The organism is Maribacter forsetii DSM 18668, assembly GCF_000744105.1.
In the GTDB taxonomy this organism is placed as follows: Bacteria; Bacteroidota; Bacteroidia; order Flavobacteriales; family Flavobacteriaceae; genus Maribacter; species Maribacter forsetii.
On the sequence record NZ_JQLH01000001.1, the window covers coordinates 1,869,517 to 1,882,224 of the forward strand.

At 34.7% G+C, this 12,708-nt stretch carries 9 protein-coding genes; 6 read left to right on the plus strand and 3 right to left on the minus strand.

Annotation, left to right across the window (positions count from 1 at the left end):
* The first annotated feature begins 76 nt into the window (after positions 1–76).
* From P177_RS07835 to P177_RS07845, 3 genes are all read left to right on the plus strand, one after another.
* On the plus strand, positions 77–2,713 hold the full coding sequence (locus tag P177_RS07835; RefSeq protein WP_167333099.1) for a carboxypeptidase-like regulatory domain-containing protein: 2,637 nt from the start codon (positions 77–79) through the stop codon (positions 2,711–2,713).
* 182 nt (positions 2,714–2,895) lie between these two features.
* A complete protein-coding gene (locus P177_RS07840; RefSeq protein WP_167333100.1) occupies positions 2,896–4,638 on the plus strand; it encodes a carboxypeptidase-like regulatory domain-containing protein in 1,743 nt (580 codons plus the stop codon).
* Positions 4,639–4,850: 212 nt separating this feature from the next.
* A complete protein-coding gene (locus P177_RS07845) occupies positions 4,851–6,581 on the plus strand; it encodes a carboxypeptidase-like regulatory domain-containing protein (protein WP_036153663.1) in 1,731 nt (576 codons plus the stop codon).
* Positions 6,582–6,584: 3 nt separating this feature from the next.
* Here P177_RS07845 and P177_RS07850 read toward each other — a convergent pair whose 3' ends face one another.
* Positions 6,585–8,213: an acyl-CoA carboxylase subunit beta gene (locus tag P177_RS07850; protein ID WP_036153665.1), complete on the minus strand. Its 1,629-nt coding sequence runs from the start codon at positions 8,211–8,213 to the stop codon at positions 6,585–6,587.
* Between the two features lie 74 nt (positions 8,214–8,287).
* On the opposite strand from P177_RS07850, the gene P177_RS07855 reads away from it, so the two are divergent.
* The 3 genes from P177_RS07855 to ettA all read left to right on the plus strand — a co-directional run bounded on the left by P177_RS07855 (position 8,288) and on the right by ettA (position 11,271).
* Complete coding sequence (locus P177_RS07855; RefSeq protein ID WP_036158013.1) at positions 8,288–9,259, plus strand: Gfo/Idh/MocA family protein; 972 nt, start codon at positions 8,288–8,290, stop codon at positions 9,257–9,259.
* A gap of 76 nt (positions 9,260–9,335) precedes the next feature.
* The gene (locus tag P177_RS20190) at positions 9,336–9,512 is read left to right on the plus strand and encodes a CAL67264 family membrane protein (protein ID WP_167333101.1); all 177 of its coding nucleotides are present in this window, start codon (positions 9,336–9,338) and stop codon (positions 9,510–9,512) included.
* A gap of 67 nt (positions 9,513–9,579) precedes the next feature.
* Positions 9,580–11,271: an energy-dependent translational throttle protein EttA gene (gene ettA / locus P177_RS07860; RefSeq protein ID WP_036153667.1), complete on the plus strand. Its 1,692-nt coding sequence runs from the start codon at positions 9,580–9,582 to the stop codon at positions 11,269–11,271.
* 139 nt (positions 11,272–11,410) lie between these two features.
* Here the strand turns inward: ettA and P177_RS07865 are convergent, their stop codons facing one another.
* Both P177_RS07865 and P177_RS07870 read right to left on the minus strand, forming a co-directional pair.
* Positions 11,411–12,232, minus strand: a complete 822-nt coding sequence (locus P177_RS07865; protein WP_036153669.1) for an MBL fold metallo-hydrolase — start codon at positions 12,230–12,232, stop codon at positions 11,411–11,413.
* Positions 12,233–12,236: 4 nt separating this feature from the next.
* A complete protein-coding gene (locus tag P177_RS07870; RefSeq protein WP_036153671.1) occupies positions 12,237–12,701 on the minus strand; it encodes a GNAT family N-acetyltransferase in 465 nt (154 codons plus the stop codon).
* Positions 12,702–12,708 lie beyond the last annotated feature (7 nt).

Genomic DNA, 12,708 nt, shown 5'->3' on the forward strand with positions numbered 1-12,708 from the left:
TTAAGAATACCTTAACAATTTTTAAATAACCAGCCAAATGTTATTGATTACCAAACTTCATATAAAGTATTGCCTTTTGTCATTTTTATGTACACTAAGTTTGGGACTTTTTGGACAACATCAATATAAAGGAACAGTACTGGATGCGGAAACACAAGAGACGCTTCCTTTTGTAAATATTGGAATAGTTAATAAAGGTGTAGGTACCGTAAGTAATTTTGATGGGGAATTTTATCTAGAGATTGATAAAGCTGATTTTTCTAGTAGCGATATTCTACAATTTTCATCTGTAGGTTATAAAACGGTTCAGTTCAAAATTTCCGAGGTAAACTTTAATAATACACTTTTTCAAAAAGTTGTCATGCAGCCCGAGGCAATGCAATTAAACGAGGCCATTGTTACCGCTAAATATTTAAAAGGTAAAATAAATGATGCTATAGGTTTTTCCTATCCAAGTAAAAATAAGTACGGGTACTGGAAAGGGGATGGTTCATTGGGCGCTGAGTTGGTAACAAGAATAAGTGTAGATAAGAAGAAACATTTCTTAAAGGATTTTCATTTTTATGTGAACGAGAATTATTCTGATAGCGTTTTGGTACGTATCAATATTTACAAGGGGGGTACCATCTATCCTGAAGATAAATTATTGAAAAAGAACGTTACTACAATGATTGGCAATTCTCCTGGAGAGGTAATTGTAGATTTAAAGCCGTACAATCTTATTGTAGATGAAGATTTTAGTATTGGTCTAGAATTATTGGAAGTATATGGTAAGCGCGTTGGCTTGGTTTTGGCTGCAGACTATAGACCAAGTACTTCGTACAGAAGATATGTGAGTCAAGGGCAATGGAAAACGTTTAGGGGAGATGCAATGACTTTTTATTTGAATACGTCTACTTTGAGTGATGGAGACATTTCTCAAATCTCAGATTATTCCAGAAACAAAACTCTTCAAAATTCTTTTAAAACTCCAATAATAAATACCAACCCTATTAAAACACATAGATCAATTACAGGTTTTGTTTTTAATAATGGTGAGCCTATTGAAAATGCTACTGTTCAAATAACGGAGTCATTAAAACAGACACAAACAGACGCCTATGGTAGGTATAACATTATGGCACAAATAGGTGATGTCATAAGTTTTGATTATTTAGGTTTTGAAAAGGTAGAGCGTGAAGTTGCAGAAACCATACATAATATAAATGTAAGCATGAACTTCAAGGTAGAAGAATTAGCAGGAGTAACAGTTACTGAAAGAGCACGCTTAAAGAAAACCGAGGCAGAAATGTTCTCTGAATATTTAACGAATGATGAATTCGCTAAAACTGCTTATGGAACTCTTGACAAAAAAACAATTGGTCATGCTATAACTATTGTAGATGGCAAGAGTTTAAATTTAACTGCCCCGAATATCCTTGCGGCTATCGACGGTAAAATAGCGGGTGTTCGGGTAGGGAACGTAAAAGTTGAAAATCCTTGTTTTGGATGTTCTTTTACCAAAGTTGTTGTTTTTATAAGAGGGGGAAGCGGGTCAATAAATAATTTGAGACCTGCTATATTCGAGGTTGATGGTATAATCTATGAAGAAGTGCCTTATTTCTTGGATTTGAATGTAATTGAGCGCATAGCGGTAATACCTGGTCTCGCTGGCGTTGGAAGGTATGGACAAGTTGCTGCAGGAGGTGTAATTGCAATAAGTACTCACGTTTCCAATTTTGCTAATAAAAATGGTAAAAACATTGATAAAGCATTAATACAACGTAATATTTATAAGCACGATGCAATAGATAAAGAACAAGCTAATAAAAATTTGCCGAGCTATCTTACGGCTTTTTTAGCTTGTAATAAATTTGAAGCGGCTAAGAAAGTATATGAAGAAAATGAGAAGCTTTATAGTAGTTCTGCCTATTTTTTTCTTGATGCCTATATTTATTTTACAGCTAATTGGAAGCAAGAAAAATTCAACAATGATATAATCGCTAACCATCAATCTCTATTTGTTGATAACATCAATGAAATGAAGGCTTTGGCATATGCTTATCAGCGAGAAGGTGAATTTGAACAAGCAAACGAACTTTACACCAGCGTTTTTGTAAAGAGACCTAATTATGCGCAATCGTATAGAGACATGGCAAATAGTTATGTTGAGGTGAATGAGGTACAGAAAGCAGCTAATCTTTATAGTAGGTACACCAAATTATTGAACGATTCTTTTCTAGTGGCAGATACTATAGGATTGCATCCTGTAATTACAACTGAGTTCAATCACTTTTTACAGCATAAAACCGACTATAACATTAGTTCAGAAGATTTAAAAGAAGTAGCGGCTATGCGCGAGGGTGCAGATACCCGTCTTCTTTTTGAATGGAACGATGATGAGGCTGAATTTGATCTTCAGTTCGTAAATCCAGAAAATCGTTATTTTGTTTCGAATACATCTCTAAACAATCAAAATGAATATTTTGGTAAGCAAGAATATTCATCGAGCAAAGAGTTCTTTCTTGAAAGTGATATCCAAGGAGAATGGATTATCAATGTTAATTACCATGGCAATAAAAGTGGCTTGCCAACTTATTTAAAAGTGACTAGCTTTTTAGGTTACGGTACAGATAATGAAGAAAGCATAACCAGAATATATAGGTTGTCGTTAAAAAATGTAAATCAGAATCTATTTTACTTGCCAACCCTGGGCGTTGATAGGTTGAATTAAGTGATGTAATTATTTGAAAAACAATAGATTAGTCGGTTTGGTTAGATATGATATGTTGTAAATAACCTTAATTATCTATAAAATGTTAAATTTATCACGATTAGTGTGTTGTTTTCTTTCAATTTTAATCATGGATTGATTTTTGATGTCATATAATGGACTTATCTTCAATACTATATACTATGAAAAAAATTCTATTTCTCTTTGGGCTAATAGCTTTTGTTTTCAATGTGCAAGCACAAAGCAAAACAATTAAGGGTAAGGTTACCCAAATGGATTCTCCTTTGGCAAATGTTCAGATTTCTATTATAGATTCTGAAATAGCAACTAGAACAGACTCAAACGGATTTTACCAAATAACGACTGAACCTAGAGATGTATTGTTATACAAATACTCAGGTCTCAATGATGTGCAGATTATGGTAGAAGATGTTACTCGTACCTTGAATATAGAAATGAGTCAAAAAATAGAGAAGTTGAATGAAGTTACCGTAAAAGGGAGTAATAGAAAATCACAGAATGAGCTACAACAAGAGTATAGTTATAACCCAAATCTTATAAAAACGGCATATGGTATTCTAGATAGCGAGACTGCACCAGGCAAAATTAGGTTTTTACAAGAAAATCAAATCAATGATGTTGGTATTTGTATTCTTGATTTAATGAAAAATGAGTTCCCAGGAGTTAATGTCGTTGGCGATTGTGTATATGGAGGTCTTATTTATATCAGAGGTTTAAATTCTGTAAGTCAAGCGCCTCCTGCGGTTTATGATGTTGACGGACAGGTATTGACTCAAACTCCTACTTGGATAGCACCCGCCGCTATTCAACGATTGGCTGTTTTAAATAATCTAGCTATGACTACAAGATATGGGTCTATAGGAGCTGGTGGCGTTATTGTGATTAATACTAAAGCTAGTGCATATTCTAGAACGGTAGATGGTAAACCTATTGATTATGCAAAAGTTAAAAATAATAAATATGATAATTCAGCATTAAACTCGGTTGATTTTAAGGAAGATAAACCTTCGTATATGAATGTACTTTTAAATGCGAATACCGAAGAAGAGGCAAAGATGATTTACGCAAATCAAATCAAAAAATACAGTAGTTCTTATTACTATGTTTTAGATGCTTATGATTACTTTTCTAATAGATGGAAAAATCAAGAATTTGCAGAAATGATTCTTCAAGAGAATGATAGAGTTCTAAGTGGAAACCCTTTAGCATTGAAATCTTTGGCATACATATATCAAGCAGAAGGAAAGTTTAAGGAGGCAAATAAATTATATGAAGCTGTATATACACTTAGAGCGGATTATGCCCAATCTTATTTAGATTTAGCCAATAGTTATAGGGAGCTTGGTATGAATCAAAAAGCGGCAGCTATGTATTTACGATACGATTATTTATTAGAAGAAGAATTATTGGAAAAGGAAGAGGAAGTAAAAACTATTATGGATCGCGATTTAAATAATTTGATTTCTTTAAAAGGTGCCGATTTGGTTTCAACTGATAAGGTGAATGAAATTAAACTAGATGATGATTTTAAGGGGACTCGTTTGGTTTTTGAATGGAGCGATAGTGAGGCTGAATTTGAATTGCAATTTGTAAATCCTGAAAAAAGATATTACAAAAGTGAACATTCTCTAGTAGCAGATGCTGAACGTATTCAAATTGAAAAGCGCTCAGGTTTCTCTAGTGAAGAATATTTAATAGATGATACCCTTCGTGGTAATTGGTTGGTTAATGCTACGTATTTAGGTAATAAAAGCTTGACTCCAACCTATTTGAAAGCCACTGTGTATTATAACTACGGTAGTGCATCGCAACGAAAAGAAACGAAGGTTTTTAAACTCGGTCTTCGTAATGTAAATCAGCAATTATTTTCAGTTTCTAATGCTGTTAGTATTGTTGCTAATTAAACTCGAAAACGAGATTTAAATGCCTGCGGGCTGCCCCGAGCTTTTTAATTTTTCAGATTATTAGTAAAACTTATAAATATTTAGATATTTAAATACCCACAATACGTTTTTAAGTGTATTGTGGGTATTGGTTTATAAGCCTTTTGTATAAGAACTTCTCTGTTTCCTTGGTTCGATTTATTATCTTTAAAGTATTGTCTAAGAGTTTGATTATGAGAATATTTGTTGTTATTGGTTTTCTTTTACTTTTTGTCAACCTCTATGGACAACAGCAAATACAAGGACGAATAAGTACAGATGGTATTTCTTTATCTGATGTAAATATTCAAAACCTATCTTCTCAAGCTGTCTCCTTCACGGATAAGAATGGATATTATGTAATTAATGCCAAACCGAAAGATGAGTTAAGGTTTACTTATGTCGGTATGGATACAATTTCAATTCTTATTGAAGATGTTACAACAATTTTAAATTTAAAAATGCAACCTAAGGTTGAGGAATTAGATGAGGTAGTTCTAACAGAGAAAGTTAGTAAGCAAAAAAGGCTTGCCATGAACTATTTTACTGATGTTACAATCGTGAATACTTCTTTTGGTTATATCAGTCCTGCAAACACTGCTTATCATTTAAAAGTTATTGATGGTTCGGAATTTATTCCAGGAGCAGAGGTGTTAAATTCTATTGCTAGTAGACGTTCAGGAATTCGAGTAATGACGTATTTAGATAATAATGGAGTATCCGTTAGAACTTTGTTTTTAAGAGGTATGGGGTCGGTAGGGAATGTGTCTCCTGCGCTGTTTGAAGTTGACGGTAATATTTTTATTGACCCTCCGGTTTGGCTAGATGTTTCTTTAATTCAAAGAGTTGCAATTATACCAGGTGTTCAAGCAGTTTGGCGATTTGGAGCTATAGCGAGTGGAGGTGTAGTAATCATTAATACTAAAAATGGTGTACATGGACTTAGAGAGGAAAACAGTTTAAAAAGATATGATCAAGCTCGTTTAAGAAATAACTATGTAAATGAAAGAATTCTTAGTGATATAGATAAGGTAGAAAATCTTCCTACTTACATGAAGTCAATTAATTCTTCAATTAGTTTAAAAGAAGCTTTGAATATTTATGAAGGTTATTCAGTGCTATTTTCTTCAAGTCCACATTTTTATATTGATAGTTATAACTTGTTTTATGAAAAATTCGGGAAGAAGGCAGCTGATGCTGTAATTAAGTCTTGTTTTACCAGATTTAAAAACAATTCGGTTTGGTTAAAAGCTTTGGCATATTATTATGAGTCTCAGAATAGATTTGAAAAAGCCCATAATCTTTACGAGAAAATATTTATTCTTAGACCTGACTATACTCAGAGTTATTTAGATATTTCTAGAAGTTATCGAAATTTAGACAATCCTGAAGCATCTATTTCATTATTAGCAAGGCATGAATATTTGATAGAAGAAGGGTATTTTAATAGTAAGACTGATGAATTTGAGACTTTGATTAGAAAAGAAACAGAAAATCTGATTTTGTCAAATAGTCTTTTAAATGCACAGGGTATAGAAAGTGAAATTTCAAATACGAGATTAGTATTTGAGTGGAATGATAGTGAAGCTGAATTCAATCTTCAATTCGTGAACCCTAATAATCAATATTTCAATTGGAATCACACATTAGAAAATATACCTGATAGAATCAGGGAAGAAAAAAAACTTGGTTTTTCAATTAAAGATTTTGACGTAGATGAATCACTTTTAGGTAAATGGCAAGTAAATGCAACATATTTTGGGAACAAGCAATTAACCCCCACTTACCTAAAAGCAACTATTTATAGAAATTATAATTCAGTTCGTCAAACTAAAGAAACTAAAGTCTTTAGATTAGATGTTAATGGTACGAATCAACAGCTTTTTGGTTTCAATGTAATTAAAGAACTCTATAAGAGTAAGTAAAAATTAAACCTGCAACACCCCCATATTAAAAGGTTTCTCAATAGGTGCATGATCAGCGGCTTCTATACCCATTGAGATCCATTTACGGGTGTCCTTTGGATCTATGATGGCATCGGTCCATAATCTTGACGCTGCATAGTATGGAGAAACTTGATTGTCGTAACGCTTCTTGATTTTATCAAATAGCTCGGTTTCTTTTTCTTCTGTAATAGTTTCACCTTTCTTTTTCAAAGAAGCTTTTTCAATTTGTAATAATACTTTTGCTGCCGAGTTTCCGCTCATTACGGCTAATTCTGCGCTTGGCCAAGCGACAATTAATCTTGGGTCATAAGCTTTACCGCACATGGCATAATTTCCTGCGCCGTAGCTATTTCCTATGACGATGGTGAATTTTGGTACGACGGAGTTACTTACCGCATTAACCATTTTAGCGCCATCTTTAATAATACCGCCATGCTCACTTTTGCTACCGACCATAAATCCGGTTACGTCTTGCAAAAAGACCAACGGAATTTTCTTTTGGTTACAGTTTGCTATAAATCGGGTAGATTTATCTGCAGAGTCAGAATAGATTACTCCGCCAAATTGCATTTCACCTTTTTTGGTTTTTACTACTTTTCTTTGATTGGCAACAATACCAACTGCCCATCCGTCTATACGTGCATATCCGGTTAAAATAGTTTGTCCATATCCGGCTTTATATTCTTCAAATTCTGAATCGTCGACCAATCGCTTTATGATTTCCATCATATCGTATTGCTCAGCCCTAGAGCTCGGTAGAATTCCGTATATATCATCCGGATTCTCTTTTGGCTTTACACTTTTCTTACGGTTGTATCCCGCTTTAGGGAAATCACCAATTTTATCCATTATATTCTTAATGGTGTCTAATGCGGCAGCATCATCTTTCGCTTTATAATCCGTTACTCCGCTAATTTCACAATGAGTGGTTGCTCCACCTAACGTTTCATTATCGATACTTTCTCCAATAGCCGCTTTTACCAAATAGCTACCTGCCAAAAATATACTTGCGGTTTTATCTACGATTAAAGCCTCATCGCTCATAATAGGCAAATAAGCACCACCGGCAACACAACTGCCCATAACTGCAGATATTTGGGTAATACCCATACTGCTCATAATCGCATTATTTCTAAAAATACGCCCAAAGTGTTCTTTATCAGGGAAGATTTCATCCTGCAATGGCAAGTATACTCCCGCGCTATCTACTAGGTAAATGATTGGAAGCTTGTTCTCAATTGCTATTTCTTGTGCTCTTAGATTCTTTTTTGCGGTAATAGGAAACCATGCTCCGGCTTTTACTGTTGCATCATTGGCTACAACAATACATTGCTTTCCCTGAACATAACCAATTTTAATAACAACTCCGCCAGAAGGGCAACCTCCATGTTCCTCATACATGCCGTCACCTACAAAGGCCCCGACTTCTATTTGTTCTGATTTTGGATCTAAAAGGTAATCAATACGTTCTCTGGCTGTCATTTTGCCTTGATCATGCTGCTTGGCTATTTTTGTTTTTCCTCCGCCTAAATAAACCTCGTTTAGCTTTCGTCTAAGGTCTGATAATAACAACTTATTCCTATCTTCGTTTTGATTGAATTTTAAATCCATTCTGTATAATTTCTTTTTCTTAGGATAAAGATAAGGAGTTAATTTTGGTGTTCATGCAACAAAAATCAAAAAGTATGATAAAGTGGGGTATAGTAGGGGCAGGTAACATTGCACATAGTTTTTCAAAAGATTTGGCATTGGTAGATGGTGGTAAATTGGTTTCGGTAGCATCTAGGAGCTTAGAGAAAGCTCAAGATTTTGCCGACGAATATGGTGCGCCCAATGCTTTTGGTAGTTATGAAGAGTTGTTTAAAAGTAATACAGTAGATATTATTTATTTGGCAACCCCACATACCTCGCATGCAGATTTAAGTATTGAAGCAATGAAAGCGGGTAATGCCGTTTTATGCGAAAAACCAATGGGTGTAAACAAAGCGGAGGTAGAAAAAATGGTTGCTGTAGCTAAGGAGAATAATGTTTTTTTGATGGAGGCTTTATGGTCTAGGTTTAATCCTACGATTGTTAAAGTAAAAGAATTGGTAGATAATGGAACTATTGGCGACATTGGATATTTACATTCAGATTTTGCTTTTTATGCTTTGGATCGTGATGAAAAAGGGAGATTGTTAAGCCCTGATTTGGCAGGTGGTTCTTTACTGGATATTGGAATCTATCCTATATTTTTAGCATATGTGATGTTGGGAATGCCAAAGGATATAAAGGCAACGGCGAATTTCTATAAAACAGGTGTTGAAATGCAGTGTAGTATGATTTTTAATTATGACAATGCACAAGCTATCTTGTATAGCGGACTCAATTCAAATTCAGAAAAGAAGTCTGAAATTGCCGGTAGCAAAGGCTCTATTTTTATTCACCCTAGATGGCATGAGTCTACTGGCTACACTTTAGAAAAAGATGGGGAAACGATTTCTAATGAAGTAGGAAAGAGGGGTAAAGGGTATGTGCATGAAATTGAGGAAGTACATGATTGTCTAAATTCTGGAAAAAAGGAAAGTGACTTATGGAGTCACCAAAATAGTCTAGATTTAATTGGTATTATGGATTCCGTTCGTAAAATGACGGGAATTGTCTTTCCGTTTGAATAATAGCGGAGGTAATAGTGGACAAATACCTTAAAATTTACGATATTTGATGTTCGCTTAAATTTTAATAGACTCGAAAATGAACAAGAATACTGTGCTCACTTGGGCTACTTTTATTATGATTTTTGTAGGTCTTGCTCTTATTGCTTTAGGAGCTTTTCGCTATGATCAAGTTGCTGGTTGGGGTTTTGCATCCGTCGGAATTGGTTTTTTTGCTATTGCCTGGGTGTTCAACGCACTTAAGGGTAGAGTATAACATACATTTTAAACCGGTAGAGAATTTTTTCTACTAGCTTATAATTTTTCAATAAACACTATAATTTATGTCAGACGATAAGAAGGTAATCTTCTCCATGTCAGGAGTTACGAAAACCTATAAGAATGCTAATACCCCAGTTTTAAAGAACATTTACCTAAGTTTCTTCTATGGTGCCAAAATAGGTATCTTAGGTTTAAACGGTTCTGGTAAATCTACTTTACTAAAAATTATTGCGGGAGTAGATAAGAATTTTCAAGGTGATGTTGTTTTTTCCCCTGGTTATAAAGTTGGGTACTTGGAGCAAGAACCTGAATTGGATGAAAATAAAACCGTTTTAGAGATTGTAAAAGAAGGAGTTGCAGAAACTGTAGCAATCCTTGATGAATACAATAAAATAAACGATATGTTCGGTCTTCCTGAAGTATATGAAGATGCAGACAAAATGCAGAAGTTGATGGATCAACAAGCTGCACTGCAAGATAAGATTGATGCTGCTAATGCTTGGGAACTGGATACCAAGTTAGAAATTGCAATGGATGCTTTACGTACTCCAGATTCAGATAAGAAAATTGCTGTATTGTCCGGTGGAGAAAGAAGAAGGGTGGCTTTATGTAGATTACTGCTTCAAGAACCAGAGATATTATTGTTAGATGAACCTACCAACCACTTGGATGCGGAATCTGTACACTGGTTAGAGCATCATTTGGCGTCTTATAAAGGAACGGTAATTGCCGTAACGCACGATAGGTATTTCTTGGATAATGTTGCCGGTTGGATTTTAGAGTTGGATAGAGGTGAGGGTATTCCTTGGAAAGGGAATTATTCATCTTGGTTAGATCAAAAGTCTAAGCGTATGGCTCAAGAAAGTAAAACGGCTTCAAAAAGACAAAAAACCCTTGAACGAGAGCTTGATTGGGTACGCCAAGGTGCAAAAGGTAGACAGACAAAACAAAAAGCACGTCTTAAGAACTACGATAAGTTAATGAGTCAAGATCAAAAACAACTTGACGAAAAATTGGAAATCTATATTCCTAACGGACCGCGTTTGGGTACCAATGTAATTGAAGCAAAAGGAGTAAGTAAGGCTTATGACGATAAGTTGCTATATGAGGATTTGAACTTTAAATTACCGCAAGCTGGTATTGTAGGTATAATTGGACCAAACGGTGCCGGTAAAACTACAATATTTAGGATGATCATGGGTGAAGAAACTCCTGATAAAGGGGAGTTTGAAACTGGTGAAACTGCTAAAATAGCATATGTTGATCAAAGTCATTCTAATATTGATCCTGAAAAAACCATTTGGCAGAATTTCAGTGATGAGCAAGAATTGGTGATGATGGGAGGTAAGCAAGTGAATTCTCGTGCTTACTTAAGTAGATTCAATTTCTCAGGTAGTGAGCAGAATAAAAAAGTAAATATGTTATCTGGTGGTGAACGTAACCGTTTGCACTTGGCAATGACCTTAAAAGAAGAAGGAAACGTTCTTCTTTTAGATGAACCTACCAATGATTTAGATGTAAACACACTACGTGCCTTGGAGGAAGGTTTAGAAAACTTTGCAGGTTGTGCAGTAGTAATTTCGCACGATAGATGGTTTTTAGATCGTATTTGTACACACATCTTGGCTTTTGAAGGTGATTCTCAAGTATATTTCTTTGAAGGTTCTTTCTCTGATTACGAAGAAAATAAGAAGAAGAGATTAGGCGGAGATCTTATGCCAAAGCGAATCAAATACAAGAAACTGATTAGATAATAAAGAATTAAAATAAAAAAGCCCGCAATTGCGGGCTTTTTTATTTCAGCTAACAGCTAACAGCTAACAGCTAACAGCTAACAGCTAACAGCTAACAGCTAACAGCTAACAGCTAACAGCTAACAGCTAACCGCTTAAATTAGTATTCTTCATTAGGGTACCAATCTAATTGTATTACTTCGATATCTTGGTTGCCTGCATCTACTAATTGCTTAAATTTTGCAACATCACTAACATCTGGCTTGCCTCTGTAATGATAAGGATATACTTGTTTAGGTTTAAAGTCTAAAACGGCAGCAGCAGCACTTTCCTCTGTCATAGTATATGGTAGGTTCATACATACAAAAGCTTTGTCTATATTTTTTAAAGAACGCATTTCAGGAATATCTTCGGTATCTCCAGAGAAATAAATACGCTGACCATTAATATTAAGAACATAACCGTTACCGCGTCCTTTTTCATGAAATTTTAAAGCCTCTTTTCTTAAGTTGTACATGGGTATGGCTTCTATGGTAATGTCGTTAAGTTCTTTGGTGGTGCCGTTTGCCATAATTTCCAATTGATCTGAATATTCTTTAGGTAATTTATCTGCAACCGCTTGTGGTACTACAAAAGTGGCGTTAGAAGTGTCTAGGGCATTTAAGGTTTCTACGTTTAAATGATCACCGTGTATATCGGTAATCAATATTAAGGTAGGGTTCTTTTGACCTTCAAAAGTAACAGCTCCGCCTACTGGATCAATATAAATGACAACATCGCTCCATTCTAAGACTGCCGTTGCATGTTCTATGGGAGTGATTTTAATGTCTGCTGATTTGCGCTCGTTGATTATTTCGGTAACCGATTTACTTTCTTCAATTTCGTTTGTAGTATCCACATCGCTCTCCGATTTTTTGGCATCTTTACATGCAAATGTCAAAAATCCCAATATTAGTAAAAGAAGCAATTTATTTATTTTCATTTGGTTACGTTAAAAGTGTTAATTCCATTTTAATATCTGATCGAAGGTACTCTAAATTATTTTCCAAATGCACATTTTTAAAACCGAATTTCTTATATATATGCAGCGCGGTGTCTAATTTAGTACTGGAGTACAATTCTAGAGTTTCCCATTTTTTAGTCTTTGAAAATTCTATGGCATAGGCTAGCATTTTTTGTCCGATTTTTAAACCTTGATGGTTTTTGTCAACTGCCATCTTGCCCAATTCAAAACGATTGGACTTCTTTTTAATCAATGCAAAGCATCCTACGGGTTCATTGTTCCATAATCCTATAAAGGTATATCCGCCCTTATCAATAATTGTAGATTGACTATGTTCCAATAACTCCCTGTCTTTTTCTTCGACCTTGAAATATTCAGTAATCCAGGCAATATTCAAATCTCTAAAGTTTTGAGTATATTTAGGCTCGTAAGGCACAATGCTAAGCATGATTTTA